Origin of the sequence: Lewinella sp. LCG006 (assembly GCF_040784935.1) — a bacterium.
Classification (GTDB): Bacteria; Bacteroidota; Bacteroidia; order Chitinophagales; family Saprospiraceae; genus Lewinella.
Map to the genome: position 1 here is coordinate 1,960,775 of NZ_CP160680.1, position 23,603 is coordinate 1,984,377.

Sequence of the window (23,603 nt, forward strand, 5' to 3'; positions counted from 1 at the left end):
TTTGTATTCGAGCTAAAATACGCTCACTTTATAATTTTAGACATGAAAGTAATAGCTACGACCTGCTTCTTTGCGCTCTTGACCACACTTGCTTACGGACAAAAAGAAGTTGATCTCACCTCTAACCCCAGGATAGAGGCCCATTTTGCCAGTGAACAACGTGCACTTGGCATTCTTTCTGACGATACCGCCGTATCTCTTCCGAAGACCTCCTGTTATTCACCTGCTGATCCGGATGTTATTCCGGTGCTTGCTGGACAAACAGTTCGCATCAAGATAAATTTTGACACCACCGGCTTGGGAGCCAATGGTTATTACGAATGTAACAATTGTAATAGCCTCGTAGCTGGTGCAGCGGGTATCGTGACAAACACCAACAGCGAACCTGTAGATAGCCTTTTCTTCATGGCCAATCTCGGGGTTGAAGCGGCTACAGAAATAGTAGAGATCCGCTATTGCAACGAAGATGGCTCGGTATGTACAGAAGAGGCCATCACCTACACTTTTCTAGCACGCCGCCCCGGAGGTAATGATTACCCACCAGCCATTACCGTCCAGCCGGAAGAAGCGATCAACCTGGAGATTCCGCTCAACCTCCCGGGGACACTCACCTGCAATTTCTTCGGAGACTGCCCTGACATATATGAAGGCCGTGAACAACTGGCCTACTTCACAGATTATTCCGGGCCTGTCAACACCATGGTTTACAAGGCTAGCCGTGTCGACGGTTTGGATTCTCTTTGTGTTGTACTCTGTGATGACAATGGTATATGCGATACCACCCACTACGCCTTCCGAATCAATGTAAGCAGTATTTTACCTCCTTTTTATGATGATTTCTCCTACGACAGCCCTGTCCCGGCAGCGGGCCTCTGGCTAGACAAGGAAGTTTATGTCAACACAGAAATGCCCTTCAATCCGCGATCAGTCGGAGTAGCCACCTTTGATGGGCTCAGCAACCGAGGGCGCCCTTACGGCAATGGTTACGGCCCCGCTGACCGGCTGACCTCCACTTACCTGAATACCATCAATGGCAACTGGATGCTTTCTTTTTGGTTGCAACGTGGTGGTATTGCCGATCGCCCAGAAATACAGGATTCACTGGTATTGCAATTTCGCGACGAGGAAGATGACTGGATTTCCGTCATGTCTTTCGAGGGGATCTCTCCCAACGTTCCATTTAATGAAAGAGATACTTTTCAGTTTTATTCTGTGCCGGTTTCCGCTGATTATCAGCACGATCGTTTTCAATTCCGTTTTGTGAATTACAATGATCGTAATGGTATTCGTGACAATTGGCACCTGGATTACGTCCGTCTTGACAACAACCCCACCGGTAGCCAGGATTTCAACGATATCGCTTTTACTTACCCTCCTGATTTTATTCTCGAAAATTACACCAGTATGCCCTGGCGGCATTTCCAGCCGCAGCTCGATGTAGAATTGCGACGCAATATTGCCGTAGGCGTTTACAACCATTTTGCCACGGATCAGAATGCAAGTCCATCTAGCGCAGCCATCGAAGAATTGAATACCGGCATCAATCCTTTTGGCGCAGTACCTACCCTTTTCAATGGTTTGGAAACCAATGTTGCCGCACAAGAAAGCATATTCAAAGGTTATAATCTGCAAGGAGACCCTTCCGGGTTTAGTAATGTTTATGACAATTACGCGGCACAGATGGGCAGTGCAGATTTTGATGGTTTTGACGCTTTGGACTTTCGCTTATCCTACAGTTTGAACAACACTTCTCAGGAAGGATTGGATTTTGTACAGCGCAATGACGAGGTAAGCAGAACCACGCATTTTGGCGACTATTTTGCCTACGACGATGGCTCTGCCGAAAGTGCTATCCAAACCAGTTCCAACCGCCAGGTAGCAATTGTCTATACCGCAGCCGTTGCTGATACCATTCACGGCGTACAAATGCATTTTGCGAATGCCAATGTTGATTTTTCTGATCAACAGTTTCGCTTGCGTATCTGGATTGGAGAATTGGATGATAGCCCGGAGTACAGCCAGATTTATACCCCTGTGTACGCCAGTGCTTTTTTTGATACACTGCAAGGCTTCACCTCTTATCGCTTGTTGGATGAAAATGGTGATCTGGCTCCCCTGGGTATTCCAGCGGGCACCTTCTATGTAGGTTGGCAACAAGCATCAACCTGTGCTTTTTCAGAATGTATCTCTATTGGTTACGACCGCAATCGCCCTCAGGCAAAAGAATTTATTTTTGCAGACAATGGTACCGGGTTCGCGCCTATTTCTGGAGTTACGGATGGAGCCCTCATGTTGCGTCCTTATCTCAGCAGCGATATTGGTGTCACCTCCGTTGAGTCCGTTGCGGCAAATAAGGCAATTGCATTAAAGCTCTTCCCCAACCCTGCCAGCTCACAACTATTTTTGAGAACCAGCTTGGAAGATACCAGCAATACCCAACTTATTATTTACAATAGCACCGGGCAACAAGTCTTCCGCCAACCTTTTGCGGAGGTCATAAATATCACTAACTTGTCTGCCGGGATGTACTTCGTTCAACTGCAAGGAGTTGACGGTAACCTAAGTACGCCTGAACGCTTAATTGTAATTAAGTAATTTGACGGAAATAACTGATTCCATTTTTTTCAACGATTCGCGAATATTTTCACGCAAGCTCCTTTTAGTTGCTTGCTTAGAAAATTTTAGCGAATCAAACCTGCCTACCTGCGGTACGCAGGCAGGAATGGAATCAGTTATTTTTGATCCGTCACTAAATAGAGATTTGCTATGGATATCAGCGTAAAAGACCTCAAAGCCCGCATGGATGCCGGCGATCAGGATTTTGTTTTAATTGACGTGCGGGAACCCGGTGAACACGATGCCTTCAACATTGGAGGAACACTGATCCCCGTAGGCACCATCGCTGGCGCATTGGACGATCTGGAGGAGCATAAAAACAGTGAGGTCATTGTTTACTGCCGTAGTGGTGCTCGTAGTGGTATGGCACAAGGATTTTTACAGCAGGCAGGCTTCAAGAATGTTCGCAACCTGACCGGAGGCATGATGGCCTGGCAGGCCATGCAGGGATAAGAATGATCGTAAAGGGTAAAGAGATGGATTTTCTATCTCTCTACCCTTTATTAGAGCGTGCGAAGCAGCCGTATCCAACGGCCACGCTACTTTTTCTCGTCGACAAGCGCATCAATACCTTTACTGGCTAGTTCATTAACCAATCGCTTAGCATCGCCATAAGTACTGAAACGATCCACTAGCACAACCGCATAGGAACCACGATCAAAGAGGCTTACTTCAGCATTGTTATAACCCATTTTGCGAAGTCGTGCCACTTGGTTGTCGGCATTTACCCTTTGTCGATAAGAGCCTGCCAATACCATGTACCGCCCACTGCTGGCAGCACTTGAGCTATTATTGGTAACAGGCGCCGGAGTGGTTGCCGTGCTGCCTGTCGAGGAGGTATTGGTAGCACTTTCTTCAGCGACACCCGTTGTCTCATCGTCCATTTCGTCGGTAGTGGTATTGCTACTGGAGGCACCAGGGGCATTCTCGTCGGTATCCGTATTTCCATAATTAGGAACCTGCTCATCGTCCAGGTCGACATCACCTTCTGCGGTATCTACTTCAGTGTCCCAATCCTGGTAAGTATTTTCATCCGTACTGGCGGTATCTTCATAGCTATCCTGGATAGAAGTGGTCGGTTCCTCGGGTGGATTTACAAGGTTGACAATCTTGTAAACCAGGTAACCTAGTGCAGCCAAGCACACTATAACAATGGCAATTGTTAGAATATCAAGTTTTGACATAAGTGAACGTATTTGAGGTTATTCTATTTCTGAACAACATTTCCGTCCGTATTTAGCGGATCGCGTTTTAGAGAATTTCAACTTTGCCACCAAAATACAGTCTTTTTTTGGATTTCTTTAACACTAGTTTAATTAATTGATAATCAGCAAGTTAATTTGATCACCTCGAGTAGCTGTTCACAGCAGTATAATAAAAGCCTCTCTGGTTGCATTAATAAAATGTCTCTGAGCAAGAGAGACAAAATCCTTATTCTCTCAAACTACCTTCAACAAGTTTTTCTTCCTCTTTCCTGGTATAGCCCGGGCCTAAATCGTTATTTCTATAAGCTAGATGATACACTTTCGACTGCACAAAAAAACAAATGGAGCCTTCGTCTTTCCAATAGACGACTCCATTCATTTTCGTGCGGTTCCTAATTAATTCGTGAACCGGGAAATCCCGAAAAAAACCGAGCAAAATGCGTAATCTATTATATTTCTGCGCGCTGGTAATTTTAGCGACGAGTAGTGTACAAGCTCAAGAAGAAACAACCCTTACCGAGGCCCCAACCAGCAATGCTGCGGATGTCCTCAATATGCCCTCCAAATGGGATAAACTTAAGGAGGACAAAAAAATCCGCTTCCTCTTTGCTGCTGTAGAACGTGGTGACGTAGAGCTGGCACAAACGATGTTGCCAGATGTTCAGCTTCCTTTCTACCAGTACAATAATGAAGGGGAGACCCTACTGACGGTGGCCATTAAAGCCGGACAGTACGAAATGGTAAAATGGCTTTGTGAGGATGCGGTTATCAACCTCAAAAACGAAGATGGAGAAACGCCATTGACCCTAGCCATTAAAGCTCAGAATAGGGGCATTATTGATCTAGTCTTGCAAAGAGCCAAGGCCGACTTGCCCAACGACCAAGATGAAACACCGCTCCTATTAGCGATCTCTTATGGTTACGAACCCGCTTTTTTGAAACAATTAACCGAACTGGGTGCCAACCCTAATCGCTTGTCGAACGGTGTCAGCCCACTTTCTCGTGCCGTCGAAAAAGAAAATATAGCCAGTGCTGCTATGCTGATTCGCAAAGGTGCCGACCCCAGTATTGCCAATAAAGATGGCGTTATCCCCTTGTACCAAGCCGTAAGAATGGACCATGCCGTACTGGCAGGCGTTTTACTGCATCGCAGCAGCCAACCAGGCAATGATGCCAACTGGCAGACCCCCAATGGTGAAACCTTAACCAACATGGCCGTGGCCCAGGAGAATACGGCAATGCTTCGCGTTTTGGTAGAAAAAGGAGCCAATGTAAACACGGTTGACTACCTGGAAAACACGCCGCTTCACCTGGCCGCAGAGAGAGGTATGACGGATGCCGTAGCTATTTTGTTGGCCAACGGTGCTTTTGTTGATGCGGTCAATATCATGGGCACTACGCCCATCATGGCTGCTGCCCAGCGCGGACACGATGAACTCGCTAATCAATTGGCACAAGCCGGAGCGAACCCTAATTTGCGGGATTATTCCGGAATTGCGGCCAATGATTTTGGCAACTATGAATACACTGACCCTTACCTCCAACAAGAAGTTGATTTCCTTTTGCAGGAATCCCATGATTAAAGTTAGATGGGCGAATAGCGTTAAGCAATCATCCCGTATTTCGAAAAACGCGAAATACGGGATGATTTGTTTTAGGCAAAACGCTTACCTTTAGTCGATCTTTGATCCACAGCATTGATCAAAATTTTTTAGTTTGACTAATAGACCTGTTCTATGCCTGATAAGAAGCCTACGCACGAAACACCGCCAGCACATACCGGCCTTAAAATCAAAACACCGAAAGTTAAAGCTGCGGGGATTCCCGGTGTTACCAAGGCGGTAGCTCAGGCCAATCGGTATATGAAAACGGGGCAGGCTATTAAGGTTTCTTTGAAGCTCAACCAAAAAGGTGGTATTGATTGCCCTGGTTGCGCCTGGCCCGACTCTGATGATGATCGCAGCCGTGTCGGAGAATATTGTGAAAACGGTATCAAAGCCATAGCTGAAGAAGCGCAGAAGACAACGATTGGTCGCGATTTTTTTGCCCAGCATAGTGTAGAAGAGTTGGGCGACTGGTCGGATTTTCAGTTGGGCAAAGCTGGCCGAATCGCGGAGCCTATGGTCCTGGAAGCAGGAGGTACACATTATCAGCCAATCAGCTGGGCAGAGGCGAATGCAATGATGGCCAAGCAGTTAAAAGCACTCGACCATCCTGACGAAGCGGTTTTTTACACTTCCGGCCGCACCAGCAACGAAGCAGCTTTTATGTACCAGCTGATGGTGCGTTCGTTTGGCACGAATAATATGCCAGACTGTTCTAACATGTGCCATGAATCAAGCGGACACGGACTGAACAACACCATAGGAACAGGAAAAGGAACGGTAAGCCTGGAAGATATCCACCACTCCGATTTGTTGATCATTATAGGACAAAACCCTGGCACCAATCACCCCCGGATGCTGTCGGCCTTGGAGAAATGCAAGGAAAACGGTGGCCAAATCATCACGATCAACCCTTTACAGGAAGCAGGGCTGGTAAATTTTGTCAATCCACAGCGACCAGGTAAGATCCTCACAGGAGGTACTCCTCTTACCGACCTCTATCTTCCCGTAGCAGTCAACGGAGATGTGGCCTTGTTAAAAGCGATCATGCTGCGTTTGTGGCACCAGGATCGGGAGCAAGATGGCCACATCTTAGACTGGGACTTTATCAGCGAAAAAACAGCAAATTACGAAGCGTTTGTGGAAGATCTTCGCAAGCAGGATTTTACGGATTTAACAATGGCCAGCGGTGTGCCAAGAGCACAAATATTAAAGGCGGTAGAGATGATCCGCAAAGCTAAAAGCATGGTTGTATGCTGGGCCATGGGCATCACCCAACAGGAAAACGGGGTCGCTAATGTGCAGGAGATCGTCAATTTGCTATTGATGAAAGGTGCTATTGGCAAACCAGGGTCAGGAGCTTGCCCGGTACGTGGCCACAGCAATGTGCAGGGCAATCGGACGGTAGGCATCTGGGAATCGCCCAAAAAGGAATTTCTTGACCAACTGGCTACGCATTTTGGCATCCAGCCACCTCGCAAACACGGCTATGCTACCGTGGAAGCGATCCAGGCGATGCACGCTGGCAAAGTGAAAGTGTTTTTTGCCTTGGGTGGTAACTTTCTTTCAGCAGCACCCGACACTGCTTATACTGCAGCAGGACTAAAAAACTGCCAACTCACCGTACATGTAAGCACCAAGCTCAATCGCAGCCACCTGGTGACGGGCCAACGTGCCCTCATTCTTCCTTGTTTGGGGCGTACCGAAACAGATGTACAGGCTCAGGGAGAGCAGTTTGTGACGGTAGAAAACAGCATGGGCATCGTCCATCGCAGTAAGGGTATCCTGCCTCCTTGTTCAGAACATCTACTCAGCGAACCCGCCATTATTGGTAACCTCGCGGCGGCCTTACTGGGCGACCAAAACCCCGTTCCCTGGCAAAAATGGGTAGCTGATTACGATCTGGTGCGGGAAGCCATTGAAAAAACCATCCCCGAGTTTGCGGGCTACAACGAAAAGGTACGCGAGGATTTTGGCTTCTACCTTGCAAACGGCCCACGTGAGGGGCACTTCCCTACTCCCGACGGGAAAGCTCATTTTACAGTCAACAAAGTACCCCAAAACCGACTAAAAGAGGGGGAGTACCAGCTGATGACCATCCGCAGCCACGACCAATTCAATACGACCATCTATGGATTGGATGACCGCTACCGGGGCATTAAAAATGAACGCCGCGTGGTGTTTATCAACCCCGAAGACATGAAAGCGCGCGGCTGGCAAGCCAGACAAGTCATCAATATGATCAATGAACACGGTGGTACACGCCGGGTAGCAGAAAGCTTTTTACTTGTCCCTTACGATATTCCGCGCAACTGTCTGGCTGCTTATTTCCCCGAGGCCAATGTATTGGTACCGATAGATAGCTTCGATGATCGTAGTAAGACACCCGCCTCGAAGCGAATCGTAGTGCGTCTGGAAGCCGTGAGTGGCCAGTAAATCCTCCTCTTAATACCTGAGAAAAGGGTAACTCGTCAGGGATTTACTGATTTTCGCCTACTCTAAATGATACCTCATACCCACAAATAGACGAATTCCCTGATTCGGCCCGTAGACGTAGCTGGGGTCGAAAGTTAGGGCATGGGGATTGTTTTCGGTTGGAAGGGCATTGCCATTGTTATCAAACGTCACACCTCGGTCAAAGGGATCAAAGGCGCGGGCGATGATCGGTGCTTCCTGGTTTTTCCAGGGCGTCCAGTTGAGGAGGTTTTTTATCCCTGTATAGATCTCCACATGGCTTTCAGCACGGTAAGTGAATTGTATATTCTGGATGCTCCAAACCGGGGATACGGGTGCTCGTGGATCGAGTGCTCCCAACAGCGGTAAGCGCATGGGGCCATAAACATTCCCCGTATAATCAAAGGTCAATTTATTGTTCCAAAACGGGTAAGTAATGGCCCAGGTTCCGGTGAACCGTTCCGTAAGGATCTGGCGTTCTTTAATACCATTTTCTTCGGTCGAAACGTCCATGAAAGTAGCCCCCAACAACAAACTTAACCCATTCGACAGCGACACATCCAGGTTGGCACTGATGCCTTGGGTGACGGCCTTACCATCGAGGTTGGCGTAGATAATTTGGTTGGCGTTGGTTTCATAATCAGGGTAGATAACATTGGTAAAATGGGTGTACCAGGCAGCCAATTCCAACCCAACAAAGCCCCCCTGTGGGAGACAAGTTTTGCGGCTATAGTTGAGATTGACATTGTAAGACTGCTCGGGAGCTAATTGCTCTTCGATGACCACTTCCCGTGCTCCGGTGAGAGCGGCGTGTTCCTCCGTAAAGAGATTGATCACCCTAAAGCCAGTGCCTGCATTTAGTCGAAGAATATCCTGATCGCTAAGTGACCATTTGTACGCAAAACGAGGGGTCAGGATAGCACCATGATCCTCGTTATAGTCATAGCGAAGTCCTAACAAGAGCTTGTGCTGTGGATGGAGAAACACCTCGTCCTGGAGAAAAATACCGGGCAGCCAAATCTCGTCGGGATTATTGCGTGGATCATTGGCATCGCCTCCGGTAGCCGGTGTATTGTCATCGTAAAACGTGTACCGTAATGCCGTACCCAAGAGCAAATCATGCTTGCCCAATTGCTTGTCCCAGGTCAGTTGTCCAAAGGCGATTTTTTGCTTTGCCAGATAAGCCAAATCGCCGTAAACGGAGTTTTGATCGTGGCTATTGAAAGAAGTAGAAAAGAGCAGCTTTTCTTTTGTTGGCAATTGATAGGTTCCTAAAAATTCAGCGCGCTCCGTGTAAATGCTTTCCCCGTAAATTTCATTCCCTCCCCGGTAGCTTTCCTGCCAATCCAATTCTCCGCCCCAGCGATTTTCATAATAATAACGGCCAGCGAGGGTCAACAAACGGTTACTTTTTCTCACAATATTCCATTTCTGGAAAACAGATACGCGCTCCTGTAAGGCAAGGTCCGTAAAGTTGTCATCATTGTTATCAACGACCTCATCGAAGAGGAAATAATTCACCCCCGTAAGAAGGCTGATTTTCTTACCCAATTTCAGTTTCAAGCCTAGATCCACATTGTATTCCTGCCAGCTGGTGGCCATAATATCGGCACTTACCAGAGGAGCGTAGAGGGGATGTTTGGTAATAATATTGATCAAGCCCCCAATCGCTTCACTCCCGTATAGCGAGGAGGCTGGCCCCTTCACGATCTCCATTCGTTCAATCAGGGAATTAGGAATACCGGACAAACCATAAACGGTAGCAAGACTACTGACGATCGGCATGCCGTCGATCAATACCATGGTGTAGGGCCCTTCCAAACCATTGATGTGTATATCGCCGGTATTACAAACCTGACAATTGAGCTGCGGCCGCACACCATTGACGTTTTGCAGGGCTTCGTAAATATTGGAGGTGGGGTTCTTTTTGAAAAAGGCAGGAGTGTACACTTCTACAGGCACCGGGCTTTCCAATCGACTTACTTCTTTCAAGGTACCCGTTACGACGACCTGGTCGAGTAAACCCACTTGAACCTCAAGCTCAATGTCTACGACTGTCGTCTTTTCGTCTTCTACCTCAATTGTTTCTTCAAAAGATTGATAACCCAGATAGGATACATTTATGATGTAAACGCCAGCAGCAATTTCGTTTAGCTCAAACAGGCCTTCTTCTCCTGAATAGGTTCCATGATGGGTATTTTTGAGCACAATCGTTGTGTAACCCAAGGCTTGGCCATCAGCACTTATCGTTCCTGATATGCGGCCCGTTTGGGCCAATAATGCGGGTAAACAAAGAAGCAAGAAAAGGTAGAGCAGAAGGGTCTTCATAAGGTTATTTAACTAAGCTTACAATTTATTTAGCCACACGAATATAATAAATTAGACTAGTCTAAATAACTTTTAACCCAAATAAAAATCCCGAACAAGACCACCTGGTCCTGTTCGGGATTATATACTTAGTAGCATCTACCAAGTACCTGAAAGCATTCGTGCTTACTCTACCACTACTTTGTAGGTAGCTGTGCGATCACCAGCGCGAAGCTGCAACTGGTAAACACCGGCAGGTAATTTGCTGACGTCAATATCTTGTGTCTGCAAGCCAAGCGCTGTATCGGTCAATGCTTCCTGGTAAACAACCTGCCCTAGCGCATTGAAAAGGCGCAACTGGAGATCTGCTTTTTCTACCAAGGTCATTTCAACCCGCAGATTAGTCTGAGCAGGGTTAGGGAACAAGCTCAAGGTTTCTACTTCTGGGATTTCATTCACGTTTACAATCGTAACTTCTACAGGTACACGTGTTGAAACACAGGCGATGGCAGGCGTTTCTACTTGCCAGTTGTAGAAGTAGTAGTAGTAATTGTCACCGTAGAAAGAAGTTGTAAGCGCTCCGAGGTCAGTGCCAATTGGGTAAGGGTAGTTCACCTGGTCATTGTTGCGGAAGAGGTTGTTTTCTGGGCAACGCAGTGACATACCAGTACCTTCAGGAACTTCAAAGTTGAGCTCAATGGTCTGAAGACCCAGGGCCAAATCCACTTGTACGGTTTGCAAAACGACATCGCTTTCATCCACCAATTGAATGGTTCTCACGCCTTCTTGCTGGCCATCGGGTACCAATACATCCACTGTCAGGATCGTAAATGGCTCGTAAGCATCAAAATAGCTGTAAGCCCCCACAGAAGGAACACCACCTGGGCCTTCTGGCGTAAGTTTTCCCCCCATTTCAATACCTCCACCAAACACCTGACCAGCTTCAACGTAGAAGGTAGCATCCTCGGTGAGAGGGCTTGTGGTAAGGGTCGCACCAGATCCTAGCGGAGTACCACCAGTAGCCTCGTCGTACCAGGTAAGGTTTTCACCGCTAGCAGTGAGCAGGGCAACACCGTCGGGATCTACTTCTACACTTTCGATCACGGGTTCTGCTACCATAAACGCCGTAACGGTTACGGCTTCCAGTGCTTGCATTTGTTCTTCAGAGCACTGGGCATCAACAGCTACATTGTACACCCCACTTTCCTGAACAGTGATGGTTTCGCCCGTCATTCCATTGCTCCAAACCGGGTTGTTTCCGCTATCTATCGACAGGCTTACTTCTCCACCTGCACAGAATTCCACATCTCCGTCTACCGCAATTACTGGAGGCGTATCGATTATTTGGGTAATAGAAACATTTTGGGCGATAGAAGCACATCCTCCCTCATCAAAAACAACCAGTCCGTAAGAACCTGGCTCCGTTACTTGTAACGTAGGGTTGGTATCACCCGTCGACCAAAGGATAGACTCGTAGCCAGAAGGTGCAGCTAATTCAACCATTGCACCAGGGCAAATAGCCGTACTACCCAAAACCTCAATCGTTTCAGCAGGCAACGTACAGCTTGCCTCCAAAACATTGTGCATCGTATTGATCGCTGGATTCTCCAGAACGGTACGAATACCTGATGGCCAGTTGATCACCAAGCTGTCAATAGACGTGGCCTCACCAATACCGAAGTGGGCACACAAGCTACTCATCGGGCTGAAACTTTGTCCCGAGCGTACCTCACGCATTTGCATCCCCCACTCGCCGTAAATCATCACGCGGGAGCCAATTCCGTTCTTATTGGAAATCAAGCCCTGGGTGTTGATTTTGATCCAGTTGTGGTTGTTGGCATTATTGATATGCAAGTTATTGCCACGGATAACATCCAGGAAGCCATCGTTATTGAAATCACCAATCCCCCCTTCGTCAAAAGGCAAGGTCTGGCCAGTGAAGGTCAAATCACCATTATTAAGGTAAAGCTGGTAGTCCAATTCTGAGAAAATATCCACAAATCCATCATTGTTGAAATCGCCAGAAGCATTCTCCCAAGCACCAAGGTCGCCAGGAGCGATACCCGTGGTAGCGATGATGTCGGTGAAAGTTCCATCCCCGTTATTGAGCATGAAGCGATTTTGGAAATCGTGGTTCACGATGAAGGCATCAAAATCACCATCGTTGTCAAAGTCTTCAAATACGGTAGACCATGACTGTGCGTTGTCGGCCATATTGGCTTCCTCTCCTACTTCAGTAAAGGTGCCGTCACCGTTGTTGCGGTACAGCCTGTTGGTACGAAATGGGTTACCAGGTGCCGCTCCACCACGACATTTGGTGATGAACAGGTCGGTGTAACCATCATTGTTATAATCTACCCAGATAGCAGCGTAGTTACCCGGCATATCAAGGGTATGAATCAGCGACTGGTCTTCTACCATGGTACCCAAACCATCTACATTGCGGTAAGGGTGACTGAGATCAACATCATGACAAACAAAAGCATCCAGGTTCCCGTCGAGGTCAATATCAAACATGGTGGAACGCTGCGAGAAGATGTAGTCAGGATTCATGTATTCGGTATACGAAGTACCGTCTTCATTTGCCATCACAAAAGAAACCGCGCTACCTCCACCAAACAACAAGTCATTGAAGCCGTTGCCGTCGAGGTCACCTGCACAGATACTCCAGGAAGGAGAATTGCTAAAGTTAACGGGGCTATACTGATGGATAAAGCTACCGTCTGGTTGCTGAAAATCGATGTAAAGACCCGTATTTTTAACACGTACGATATCGTCCAAAAAATCACCATTCATATCAACTGCACAATCATTGGAAGATCCGCCGGAAACGGGCGTCAGTAAGCTGCCTTGATTGGTAAATGATACGGGTACTGGTTGGGCTAGCAAAGCACCCCAGGCTGTGAGGAACAATGCTAAGGAAAAGAGTAGATATTTTTTCATTGCAAGGAATTTGTGAAATAGAAAATAAAGTTATCTAAAAGCCGCTTAGTTCACCCATAAAGTGCGAGTAAAGGTGCCTTCAGGACTCTTGATGTGAACAATTATAATTTGTCTTTTGAATCGTAGGGGGACATTACTAGAACCTGCGGGGAGCCGTTGTTGCTGCAGTGCTTGTCCTAAATAATTATAGATCGTCAATTCGGAGGCTACGGGTGTCTGTATCATCAATTGCCGATCAGCAGCTAGGAAAACCTCAGCATTCAAGGTGGGCTTCACGGGCTGCAGGCCTACAATGCCCGCCATGGTCAGTGCATCAGTGCCTACCAGAGCAGGCGTGCGTTCTGCTTCGTTGTACATTTCTACGAAGCGATCAATCTCCGGGGTGCTTTCTGCAAACATCTCGGCCATCCATTTCGGAGGCATTGATTGGTAGTAAACCGTTGCCGTGATTTGTAAATCATCGAGATATCCCAGGGTAGGAATGTGGTAATACACCACATCAGAACCGGAGCCTTCACCCAGTTCATCTACATTGAAATCGGTATCCAACAAGGCCGCTCCTGAGATACGTGTAGTGTCGTATACCGCATGACTTTGAGTGAAGCCCTTAGGTGGAATTCGATTGTCTTTCAGGGCGCTGGCTGCTCGTACCAGTACCGTTGTTTTTTGGTTGTTCACATCCCCGAGTACCTGCTCATAAATCTGCACTTGATCCGCAGAACGGATGGTCGAATAATGAGGCTCGTAAGTAGCATCGTGCCCTGTTATCTCGTAATTAGCATCGTATTGCCCGGAATGAAAAAGGGTATCTCCTTCTGTCGTTTGTACAACGAGGCTTACAAAAGCACGACGAGCGGGATAGCCCGAGGGGAATTTATGCCCGGCCATGTTGGTCAGTCGTAAAGCTACAAAGGCGGTATCTGCCGAACGGTCGAGGTCGGTAAGTTCTACTTCTAAAGTACGAAAGCGAAGCATGTTTTCGGTAGCAGTGATCACTGCATCAAAATCTTGTGGCGTAGCGGAGATGTGCAATTCTGCGGCATTATCCCGCATCAATTTCAGCATACTGACATTGGCTCCAGCCAGCTCGTGCAAAGAAAACTTATCGCGTGGTACCGTCTCAAATCCGGCGGCTAAATAAAACTGTCCCTTTTGCAAGGTAGGCATGTGGCAGGACTGGCAAGTTACATTTTCAGCAGCGTAATTGGAGTTGAGCCATTCGTGGTAAGTAGCCTGTTCCACAAAGGTACCTCCCGTGAAATTGCCGGCGAAATCGATAGTTTCTGTAATCAAAGTATGGCAACCGGCACACACCCCGGCATCCGAAATATGGGGACTGTACACCGGTTCATAGAGCGTCGCATTGAGCATCGGTGATGACAAAGGCGAAGTGAAAGGCCCGTAGGCAATCCTTTCGGTTTCGAACAGTAGATCACCTGAATGGCCATTACCTAAATTGTTGGGCGATTGCTGGTGACAAGCGAGGCAGGAAACGCCATCGAGCGCAATGCTATCACTGACCAGTTCGTCGATACTGTAACTTTCGGCCCCTTGATGAAAAGCAGCAAAATGCCCTAGCGGTGCATGACAAGAAGTACACTTCGTCTCAATGGCTTCCATGTATTGAGGGTATAACAATACTTCGTGACTCACCTTTGCTCGCCAAAATGGATCTTTGGCAGAATTGGCCATCATCGTTGCACGCCAATCATCTACCAGATTGATATCATTGCCTAGCGGATCGCGGCTAGCAATCATTGCCGTGTCGAATCCGTGGCACTGAACACAATCACCCGAACCAGCAAAAAGACCATTGTAGCCGCGCGGCAAAGAATCGGCGAGCGTGGTAAAAAAGGCAAACTCTTCCGTGGTATGGAAGGTTTGTGCATCACGAGATGCCTGAGAATCAAGGCTAAAAAAGAACGTGACCAGCACAAAGATACTGCCGATCAGCAGGTAGCGAAAATGGGGCAAATTGGAAATTACCATCGTGTTATTCAGGTTACTACATCCGTCTGGGATGAGGAAGTCGGTCGTTGTAAAGCTAAGGGGCCTTAAAGCTAGAAGTTATTTTTAGAGTTTAAGAACAAAGATGCGTCATCTAGCTGACAGCCAGATGACCTAAGTCGGGAAAAACTTGTTTTTCGTGTTAAATCAATAGGCCACACGAACAAAAGAGGAGCTTGCCGCTGTTTTTAATCCTGGTTTCCTGTTCTTCGATCGCGAAGAATCGCTTACCTTTCCTTTTCTTTGACCAACATCAAATCGCGACAAATTTTCCAGCGATTCACCAAATGACAAACGATGCGGCGATTACAACTCCTTCTTTTCAGTGTAAGCTTTTTGTTTTTCACCAACCTGAATGCGCAGCAAAGTCAGCGCAAAACACTTCCGGTGGAATTTCCTAGTGATGCGACGGAGCTCAATTATTTTGCAGAACTCCCTTATGTCGATCAGCTTCCTTTCTTTTCCTTCTTTGTAGAATGGCCCCAAGGTACGCTTGACCTGGAGCTAAGATTCACCGACGACCTGGAGACCTGGACAAAATGGGAAACCCTTCACCAAGACCCTCACAACACAGAAAAAGGAATTACCGAAATCTACATCGGTAAAGCAGCATACCGCTTTTTTCAACTAAAAATAGCTCGCCACGATCTTAACATCGAAACGGCCACCCTACACTTTTACCACCCTGGCCTTACGGGCGATGCGCTACCAACCGTAGCCGACGCCGACCCCGTATACACCTCTGCCTGCCCTTGCCCGCAGCCCGGTCTGGAGAGCCGTACCGAGTGGTGCCCCTCGGGCGACTGCCCCGGGCAGACCTCACCAACCCCTACCAATGTTACCCACATGATCGTCCATCACTCCGCCGGCACCAACAGCGCCAACGATTGGGCTGCTATTGTACGAGCCATTTGGGATTACCATGTCAATGGCAACGGCTGGTCGGATATCGGCTACAACTACCTGGTAGACCCTAATGGGGTCATTTACGAAGGGCGTGGTTACAATATCCTGGGTGCACATTTTTGCGGCATGAATTCGGGTACCATGGGCGTATGTATGATGGGCGACTTTACCGATATTGAACCTACCAACGCGGCCTTGGAAAGCCTGGAGCGCTTACTCGCCTGGAAATCTTGTGATATTGGGGCCGATCCTTTAGGAGAAAGTTTTCACGCCTCTTCTGGTGGGGTATTGAAAAATATTTCCGGTCACCGGGATGGTTGCTCAACGGCTTGCCCTGGCGACTCTTTTTACCCTTTACTCCCTCAGGTAAGGGTAGCAACCAACAATCAGATCCTCGCCAACTGTGCGGGCTTGTCGAGCCCCATCAGCCTGGTAGCTTCAGAAATTGACGAGACCAGTTACTTCCTCAGTTGGTCGCATAATTCTCCCGATGAGACGGGGTTCCAATTGGAGCGCAGCGAAGATGGTGGCGGTACCTTCGAGCTACGTGCTGAAATCGGAGCCAACCTGCTCACCTTTATAGAAACAGACCTGGAATTGGAGCGTATCTACCAATACCGTATTCGCGCCTACAATGAGGTAGACACTTCTGATTACAGCAATATCGTCATCATCAATACCGGCGTCGTGGGCACCAACCAGGCCACTTTGCCGCAGGATGCGCTGACGCTTTCGCCCAATCCTACTAAAGATCTATTGCAGCTGTCGCTCACCGGCGAATGGCAAGGCGCCGTACAGGTAAGACTAATGGACTTGACACAGCACCAGCTTCTGGCCAAACAAAGCCAGAAACATACCACCCAGTGGAACGAGCAATTGGATATGCGCGACCTGCCAACAGGTACTTACCTGTTGAGCGTTGAAGTAGATGGACAACGGGGGATTTGGAAGGTGGTGAAGGGGTAAAAGGAGTTCGGCAAAACCCTCGCGTGCGAAGAAAAATCATACCTGACACTTAACAGGGATTCTTCATCAAACTGACTATATTTAGCTAAATTTTAGTCAGTTAAGTAACTAAAATTAGCTAAATTTAGTCACCATTATGGTTTTGGACATGCCATTGGACGATAGTAGGTTTTTCGACAGTTTTAGACTAGCGGGCAGACCGGAAATATGAGCCAGATTTCTCACCCGAGCAAGTACGATATTATTTGCTCTACTAATAAAAAGAAGACTTGAAGTGGCAGACCATAAATTAGGCCAACGTAACCAACAAAAATGGTGAAGGCGTACCAAAAAAGCTTTATTAGTTGGTAAGGAGAACAGCCCAATTGCGCTTTTATACTTAACCCTCTTCGAAAACCTCCGCCATAGATGCAAAACGTTTCAAGACAGGTTCAACCGACAGAAGATAGATAATGTAGTTTGTTTTGGGGAGGTGAATAGACAGGACTTTGAGTTGTATGTCATTTGAATAAATCAAGAGGTCAATTAGACTGATATTTCCAAGCACGGAAGCCAATTCTTGAGAAATCTGATAAGAAAATCAAGAAAATCGAAATAATTGTCTTGATTAGTTAGATTTGTATAAAACATTTCTATATAATGACAGAAATAGTAAAGTTGTTAGACAGGAAATCCGTTAACAAAGCACAAATCTCGCGTAGAACGGGAATAAGCACATCAAGAATTAGTGAGTTAAGTCTTAAAAAATCTACTCGCCTAACAGCAGAAGAACTCTTACTGATAGCCTTGGCTATTGATAATGATCCAGGAGAAATGCTAAAAGAGATTTTCAAAGACCTCAAACTAGAAAACGAAAACGTAGATGCCTAAAATATCATTTACTGTTTCAGCTAGAACAGCACGCCTTATAGGTAGGGAAAATGTTGCCTCTTCAAAAGGAGCCATAATAGAGTTGGTAAAGAATGCTTATGACGCTGACAGTATTGTAAGTATTGTCTACTTCGATAATAGATATTCTGTACTGCTGAATGAATTAACCAAAGAGCAATTTGCTGAAATAACCAACAGAGGGATTTTGGAAGATGACTTGGCAAAGGCATACTCATTTTCAGAAGACAAGTATATACTAAAAGATGATGTTGACGAACAAGACCTCATTCAACTTCAAAAGAGATTGAAAGATCTAAGTGCTCTTTATATAATCGACTCGGGAGAAGGCATGACACAGAATATTATCAGGAATCACTGGATGACCATAGGGACTGACAATAAAGCCTACGATGTATTCACGAAGTCTGGACGCGTCAAAGCAGGAGCGAAAGGAATCGGACGCTTTGCTCTGGATAAATTAGGCACAAGGTGTGAGATGGTAACTGTTTTCAACCCCAACAACCATGAGCCCGATATTGATGAAAAGGGAGAAGAAACATCATATAGAGGCTATTTTTGGAAAGTAAATTGGGATGACTTTGAAGGAGATTTCAAAACAATTGAAAAAGTTGAGGCTGACCTAGACGGAGTAATGTCCGAGTCTCTACTGGATGCCGTAAGACCTCTTTAAACTTGACCTAGATTTAGAGAGTATCGAAACAAAGGCAAATTTTCAATACGGTACCGTGTTAAAAATCTCCGGACTTCGCGATAATTGGGAAGATTATTACGTAAGTCAAGTATATTCTGATCTGGAAGTTCTAGTTCCACCAAAGGAGAGCGGTGAGTTTCAAATATTTCTCTACAGTAGCCTTGAACGAGATAAATACGGAGAGGTATTTAGCTCCGTTTGCGATGATTTCGACTATAAACTTACAGCCCATGCGGACGAAAATCAAACCGTAATGGTAAATATCACTCGCAATGAATATGATTTAGAACTTATTGATCCTGATTTCTTTAAGCTGGAAGAAATGGGAGAATACCCATTTCGAAAGGAAGACTTTCAAAAAGGAACATGGTCTAAGACGGTAACATTTTCCAAATTATTACCTGGATTCAAGGAAGTTGACCAGCAGAAGGTATTCGAAAATATTGGAGTTTTTGACTTCTCATTTTACTTCATGAAGAGGACCTACTCCAGTTCCGATGCTGAAAGGTTTAACTACAAGCGAGCCTTAACCAATTCACGGAAAGATTGGCTGGACAAATTTGGTGGGGTAAAACTTTTCAGAGATAACTTCCGGGTAAGACCATATGGAGAGATCAAGGATTCCTCGTTCGATTGGCTTGGATTGGGTGCTAGAAAATCCTCAAGCCCAGCAGGTATAGCCAAGGAGGATGGTGGGTGGCGAGTAGAGCCTGAAAACGTCTCAGGAGCAATCAAGATTTCTCGTCTCACGAACGTAAATTTTGAAGATAAGTCTAGTAGGGAAGGCTTACAGGAGAACAAGACATTTTTAGTATTCAAAGAAATTTTGACCAAGCTGATCCAATTGTTAGAGGAAGATCGTGCCTACATTGCACGGGCAATGGATAAATATCACGGTGAAAAACATGCAGATCGCATAAATAGAGAACAAGCCGAGAAACTGGTTCGATCCATTCTTGAAAGAAACCGCAAACGAAAAGAACAAGAACAAAAAGACGGTGAAACAGCTGATCCGAAAGATGAGACACAAACAGATGAACTAACTGTATTAGCTGAGTTAAACAGAGGAAAAGATGAAGAGATTGAAAAACTCAAAGATGAACAAAAGGTATTGAGAGGTCTGGCGAGCAGCGGTATTGTCTTGGCTTCATTCAGCCATGATCTAAGCAAGCTGAATAACGTCTTGAGTTCGCGAGTGGATAAACTAAAAACTTTGATTTCAGAGAAGATTCAGGAAAGTGAATACGCTGATTCTGAGGAGCGCAAAAACCCATTTGTTCAATTAGAACGAATGAGAAAACAAGACGTCAAACTTCAAAACTGGCTCAACTTTTCCCTTGGTGCAGCACGAAAAGACAAAAGAAAAAGGAAGCAGTTATTCTTGCACAAATACTTCAATGATTTGAGGAGTGATTGGACAACTGTTATGGAAAATAGAGGAATCCACTTCGACACCTCAAAAATAGCGGAAATTGATTTGAGAGTATTTGAAATTGACTTTGACAGTATTTTCAACAATCTTCTTGTCAACTCTATTGATTCATTTATTCAATCAAAAGAAAACAGACCGCGAGAAATAACGATCAGAGCACGAGAGACTTCTAAAGAAATTGTTGTTGATTATCATGATAATGGCCCTGGGCTTTCCAAAGACATCGAAAAACCCGAACAAATTTTTGAGCCTCTCTTCACAACAAAGCGAAATCCCCATACGGGAGAAGAAGAAGGTACCGGACTTGGAATGTGGCTGGTAAAATCAATCGCAGCTGAAAATGATGCTCAAGTGAAACTACTCTACCCCGCAATTGGATTCGGAGTTAGAATTACGTTTCCTGTAAAATATAAACGCACGTAGAAATGTATAAAATATTGTTTATTGATGAACAACAAGAAGACATCGACAGCTTCAAAGACTACATCGAAGAGAAAGACTTAGAGGGCATTTTCGAAGTGCTTGATAAGTATCCCCTAAAAAGTTTGGAGTCAATGATCGAGGAAGTGATGAGTATGCACGTAGATGCTGTTATAACCGATTTCCGGCTAAACGAGTACAAGGAGAACATTGATTACAACGTGCCCTATGATGGTACCCAGTTAGTAGAAGGAATATTATCGGAGCGCGAAGATTTCCCGTGCTTCGTTCTAACCTCTTTCGATGATGAAGCCGTAGGAAAAAGTGAAGATGTGAACATAGTCTACATCAAAGGTATTCTGCATGGTACAGAAAAAGAAACAAAGGCAAAGGCAACTTTCCTTGACCGCTTGAAAAACCAGATTATTCATTATAAGTCAAAGTTGGAAAAAGCGGAACTACGCTTGATTGAACTATTGGAGAAAAGTAAAACTCAGGAACTTGACGCGTTTGAAGAAGATGAACTTCTTAAGCTTGATAGTTTGATTGAAAAATCTTTGGACAAGAAGTACGTGGTTCCAGATACCGTGAAACGAACGATTGAATCTAAATCTCTTTCAGAGCTGCTTAACGCTGTTGATGAACTTAAAAAGAAGCTAGAGTAATGAGAAATCTACCTTTTAGAGATGACGCAAGTATTCCGGTGCGGACTTACCAAGGGCCAGACTTGAAGAACTATCGTGATTACAAGGACCATCTTAGAAATGATTTCAAAAAGAAATGCGGATACACTAATTGTATAGATGATTGGTTCGGAGGGGTATCCACTTTTCAAATAGATCACTTCTTACCTCAATCAAAATATCCAAAACTCAAAACAAAGTACTCTAATCTCATTTACTCCTGTTCTTATGTAAACAGGGCAAAAAGCAATGACGAAGGAAACTATTTGGATCCCTGTAATGAGAACTTCAATACTCATTTTTTTCGAAACGACCAAGGGGCTATACTTCCTTTCTCGACATCATCCAAAGCAGTTTACATGCACAAAAGGTTGAAATTATATCTAAAGAGGTATAGCATAATATGGACGTTGGAACAATTAGAACAGAGGATGGAAATACTAAGAACACTAATTGAGAATACAAACGACGATGGTGCCAAGGAGCTCTTTGTACAGATAACCATGAAGTATATGGATTACAAAAAATACCTGCGTGCTCAATAATGAACAAGGAAATCCATACATATCTCCGGCCTTATTCTACCGACCCTTTTGAAGTAGACCGGCTGATTGTGTCTGCCTTCCTGTATTCTTTGGGTATGGAAAACACCACCAACGCATTCTTGCAACCATATCTGATTCAAGAAAAGGACAAAGATTTTGAAGGCTTAAAAGAGTTTCTTCCAATATGCCAGTTTACCGAACTCGAAGAACTCATTCAGATATTCGAGTTTATCATTTCGCCCGAGGAGAAAATTGTAACGGGGGCAGTTTACACCCCAAAGAACATTCGCGAATACATTATTGATCAATGTTTCAACTCCCTTACTGATCTTGCCAATATCAAAATCTGCGATCCGGCCTGTGGTTGTGGGGGCTTTCTCTATACCGCTGCAAAAGCCATACACGATCAAACGGGCAGAACTTACCAAGCCATTTTTGCCAATAATATTTACGGGTTGGACATACAGCAATATGCTGTCAATCGTTCCCAAATATTACTAACACTGCTGGCACTAACCGAAGGTGAAAATGCTGACTTCCGGTTTAACTTTGATAAAGGAAATGCACTCTGCTTTAGCTGGACTGAACATTATGAAGGCTTTACGGGGTTTGATGCAATAGTGGGCAACCCACCTTATGTCTGTTCACGAAACATTGATGAAGAATCCCGAGAACTCATTTTCAATTGGAAAGTAAGCGATTCCGGCCACCCCGATCTGTATATTCCCTTTTTTCAAATTGGTTTTGAAAACCTGCGTCCTCGTGGAGTTTTAGGATTCATCACCATGAACACCTTTTTCAAAAGCGTTAATGGACGTGCCTTACGTCAATATTTTGAAGATGAAGAGATTGCACTAAAAATACTGGACTTTGGCGGAAATCAGGTATTTCAAAGTAAATCCACATACACTTGCATTTGTGTCCTTCACAAACGTGAATCGAAGGCAGTAGAGTATGCACAAGGGGGGGAGGAGTCATTAACCGAAAACATTCCGTTTCAACGAATTAACTATGCCCGGCTCAATCATAAGAATGGCTGGAACCTACAGCACCATGATTTACTTACCCAAATTGAAGAAGCAGGCCCGGCATTTGGAGATTTGTACCGTACGCGCAACGGTATTGCTACACTCAAAAATCATATTTACATCTTCAATGAAATTAGAGAAGATGATGAATTCTATTACCTGCAAAACGGAGCCGAATACCCCATAGAAAAAGGCATTTGCAAGGAAATCATCAACCCAAACAAACTTACCCAGGCCAAGAGTATCAAAGAACTACGCCAAAAGGCCATTTTCCCTTATGAGTTTGATAAACAGGGAGATGCTAAACTAATTGCACAGGAAGAATTTCAAGACCGATATCCTCAAGCATATACGTATCTGGAGGCGAAAAGAGAATCGCTGGCCCAGCGTGATAAAGGAAAAGGGCGATACGAAAACTGGTATGCGTATGGCCGAAATCAGTCGTTGGAAAAGTATAGCACCAAACTATTCTTCCCACACATTACCCCACATATTCCGCACTACACCTTTAGCGATGATGAAGATCTGCTATTTTACAACGGAATTGCTGTAGTATCTCAAACTAAACAAGAATTGCAGTTCCTTCAAAAACTAATGAGTTCCAATCTGTTTTGGTTCTATGTCGTGCATTCCAGTAAGCCTTATGGTTCGGGCTATTTTTCATTGAGCAGAAACTACATTAAGAGTTTTGGAGTTTATGAATTTAGCGAAGATGAACGTGACTATATCAGAAAGGAAAATGATTCAAACAAGCTTAATTCATTCATTGAATCAAAATACAACATTGAGATTCCAAAATAGAACTCATAGGTGGCTAAACCATGATATCCAATTCTTTTTGATGGCATTGTGTAAGTGATAAAAGAACGGCATACAATAAAACCATATCCGAACGCTGAACAAAA

General features: G+C 45.4%; 15 protein-coding genes. 11 read left to right on the forward strand and 4 right to left on the reverse strand.

Features of this window, described 5'->3' with window-relative positions:
• The first annotated feature begins 42 nt into the window (after window positions 1-42).
• Window positions 43-2,595, forward strand: coding sequence for a T9SS type A sorting domain-containing protein (locus tag AB0L18_RS06580; protein ID WP_367391790.1), 2,553 nt, complete (start codon window positions 43-45; stop codon window positions 2,593-2,595).
• A gap of 171 nt (window positions 2,596-2,766) precedes the next feature.
• Complete coding sequence (locus AB0L18_RS06585; RefSeq protein ID WP_367391791.1) at window positions 2,767-3,069, forward strand: rhodanese-like domain-containing protein; 303 nt, start codon at window positions 2,767-2,769, stop codon at window positions 3,067-3,069.
• Window positions 3,070-3,155: 86 nt separating this feature from the next.
• On the opposite strand, the gene AB0L18_RS06590 is transcribed toward AB0L18_RS06585, so the two are convergent.
• On the reverse strand, window positions 3,156-3,800 hold the full coding sequence (locus AB0L18_RS06590; RefSeq protein ID WP_367391792.1) for an SPOR domain-containing protein: 645 nt from the start codon (window positions 3,798-3,800) through the stop codon (window positions 3,156-3,158).
• Between the two features lie 458 nt (window positions 3,801-4,258).
• Between AB0L18_RS06590 and AB0L18_RS06595 the strand changes: the two genes are divergently transcribed.
• Complete coding sequence (locus tag AB0L18_RS06595) at window positions 4,259-5,404, forward strand: ankyrin repeat domain-containing protein (RefSeq protein ID WP_367391793.1); 1,146 nt, start codon at window positions 4,259-4,261, stop codon at window positions 5,402-5,404.
• A 153-nt stretch (window positions 5,405-5,557) separates the two neighbouring features.
• On the forward strand, window positions 5,558-7,861 hold the full coding sequence (locus AB0L18_RS06600; protein ID WP_367391794.1) for an FdhF/YdeP family oxidoreductase: 2,304 nt from the start codon (window positions 5,558-5,560) through the stop codon (window positions 7,859-7,861).
• A 57-nt stretch (window positions 7,862-7,918) separates the two neighbouring features.
• Here the strand turns inward: AB0L18_RS06600 and AB0L18_RS06605 are convergent, their stop codons facing one another.
• The 3 genes from AB0L18_RS06605 to AB0L18_RS06615 form a co-directional block, all read right to left on the reverse strand.
• Window positions 7,919-10,207, reverse strand: coding sequence for a TonB-dependent receptor (locus tag AB0L18_RS06605; protein WP_367391795.1), 2,289 nt, complete (start codon window positions 10,205-10,207; stop codon window positions 7,919-7,921).
• A 165-nt stretch (window positions 10,208-10,372) separates the two neighbouring features.
• Window positions 10,373-13,129 (reverse strand): FG-GAP-like repeat-containing protein, encoded by a 2,757-nt coding sequence (locus tag AB0L18_RS06610; protein ID WP_367391796.1) that lies wholly within the window; start codon window positions 13,127-13,129, stop codon window positions 10,373-10,375.
• A 45-nt stretch (window positions 13,130-13,174) separates the two neighbouring features.
• Entirely contained in the window at window positions 13,175-15,118 is a 1,944-nt protein-coding gene (locus AB0L18_RS06615) for a hypothetical protein (RefSeq protein WP_367391797.1), read from the reverse strand.
• Between the two features lie 315 nt (window positions 15,119-15,433).
• Here AB0L18_RS06615 and AB0L18_RS06620 point away from each other — a divergent pair, with 315 nt between their 5' ends.
• The 7 genes from AB0L18_RS06620 to AB0L18_RS06650 all read left to right on the forward strand — a co-directional run bounded on the left by AB0L18_RS06620 (window position 15,434) and on the right by AB0L18_RS06650 (window position 23,499).
• On the forward strand, window positions 15,434-17,008 hold the full coding sequence (locus AB0L18_RS06620) for an N-acetylmuramoyl-L-alanine amidase (protein WP_367391798.1): 1,575 nt from the start codon (window positions 15,434-15,436) through the stop codon (window positions 17,006-17,008).
• A 639-nt stretch (window positions 17,009-17,647) separates the two neighbouring features.
• Window positions 17,648-17,878, forward strand: a complete 231-nt coding sequence (locus AB0L18_RS06625) for a helix-turn-helix domain-containing protein (RefSeq protein WP_367391799.1) — start codon at window positions 17,648-17,650, stop codon at window positions 17,876-17,878.
• Complete coding sequence (locus AB0L18_RS06630; protein WP_367391800.1) at window positions 17,871-18,569, forward strand: hypothetical protein; 699 nt, start codon at window positions 17,871-17,873, stop codon at window positions 18,567-18,569. Before AB0L18_RS06625 ends, AB0L18_RS06630 begins: the two co-directional genes overlap by 8 nt.
• A gap of 55 nt (window positions 18,570-18,624) precedes the next feature.
• On the forward strand, window positions 18,625-20,445 hold the full coding sequence (locus AB0L18_RS06635; protein WP_367391801.1) for a sensor histidine kinase: 1,821 nt from the start codon (window positions 18,625-18,627) through the stop codon (window positions 20,443-20,445).
• Window positions 20,446-20,447: 2 nt separating this feature from the next.
• Window positions 20,448-21,107: a hypothetical protein gene (locus tag AB0L18_RS06640; protein WP_367391802.1), complete on the forward strand. Its 660-nt coding sequence runs from the start codon at window positions 20,448-20,450 to the stop codon at window positions 21,105-21,107.
• Window positions 21,107-21,670 carry a hypothetical protein gene (locus AB0L18_RS06645; RefSeq protein WP_367391803.1) on the forward strand — a complete coding sequence of 188 codons (564 nt, stop codon included), beginning with the start codon at window positions 21,107-21,109 and terminating at the stop codon, window positions 21,668-21,670. The genes AB0L18_RS06640 and AB0L18_RS06645 overlap by 1 nt, the downstream gene beginning before the upstream one ends.
• Window positions 21,670-23,499: a class I SAM-dependent DNA methyltransferase gene (locus AB0L18_RS06650; RefSeq protein ID WP_367391804.1), complete on the forward strand. Its 1,830-nt coding sequence runs from the start codon at window positions 21,670-21,672 to the stop codon at window positions 23,497-23,499. Before AB0L18_RS06645 ends, AB0L18_RS06650 begins: the two co-directional genes overlap by 1 nt.
• Window positions 23,500-23,603: the final 104 nt, after the last annotated feature.

What these genes read in the sequence shown, in the direction of transcription:
- AB0L18_RS06645 (WP_367391803.1), top strand. Translation starts at nt 21,107, where the DNA reads ATGAGAAATCTACCTTTTAGAGATGACGCAAGTATTCCGGTGCGGACT.
- AB0L18_RS06650 (WP_367391804.1), top strand. Translation starts at nt 21,670, where the DNA reads ATGAACAAGGAAATCCATACATATCTCCGGCCTTATTCTACCGACCCT.
- AB0L18_RS06590 (WP_367391792.1), bottom strand. Translation starts at nt 3,800, where the DNA reads ATGTCAAAACTTGATATTCTAACAATTGCCATTGTTATAGTGTGCTTG.
- AB0L18_RS06620 (WP_367391798.1), top strand. Translation starts at nt 15,434, where the DNA reads ATGCGGCGATTACAACTCCTTCTTTTCAGTGTAAGCTTTTTGTTTTTC.
- AB0L18_RS06585 (WP_367391791.1), top strand. Translation starts at nt 2,767, where the DNA reads ATGGATATCAGCGTAAAAGACCTCAAAGCCCGCATGGATGCCGGCGAT.
- AB0L18_RS06595 (WP_367391793.1), top strand. Translation starts at nt 4,259, where the DNA reads ATGCGTAATCTATTATATTTCTGCGCGCTGGTAATTTTAGCGACGAGT.
- AB0L18_RS06600 (WP_367391794.1), top strand. Translation starts at nt 5,558, where the DNA reads ATGCCTGATAAGAAGCCTACGCACGAAACACCGCCAGCACATACCGGC.
- AB0L18_RS06625 (WP_367391799.1), top strand. Translation starts at nt 17,648, where the DNA reads ATGACAGAAATAGTAAAGTTGTTAGACAGGAAATCCGTTAACAAAGCA.
- AB0L18_RS06580 (WP_367391790.1), top strand. Translation starts at nt 43, where the DNA reads ATGAAAGTAATAGCTACGACCTGCTTCTTTGCGCTCTTGACCACACTT.
- AB0L18_RS06605 (WP_367391795.1), bottom strand. Translation starts at nt 10,207, where the DNA reads ATGAAGACCCTTCTGCTCTACCTTTTCTTGCTTCTTTGTTTACCCGCA.
- AB0L18_RS06610 (WP_367391796.1), bottom strand. Translation starts at nt 13,129, where the DNA reads ATGAAAAAATATCTACTCTTTTCCTTAGCATTGTTCCTCACAGCCTGG.
- AB0L18_RS06615 (WP_367391797.1), bottom strand. Translation starts at nt 15,118, where the DNA reads ATGGTAATTTCCAATTTGCCCCATTTTCGCTACCTGCTGATCGGCAGT.
- AB0L18_RS06630 (WP_367391800.1), top strand. Translation starts at nt 17,871, where the DNA reads ATGCCTAAAATATCATTTACTGTTTCAGCTAGAACAGCACGCCTTATA.
- AB0L18_RS06640 (WP_367391802.1), top strand. Translation starts at nt 20,448, where the DNA reads ATGTATAAAATATTGTTTATTGATGAACAACAAGAAGACATCGACAGC.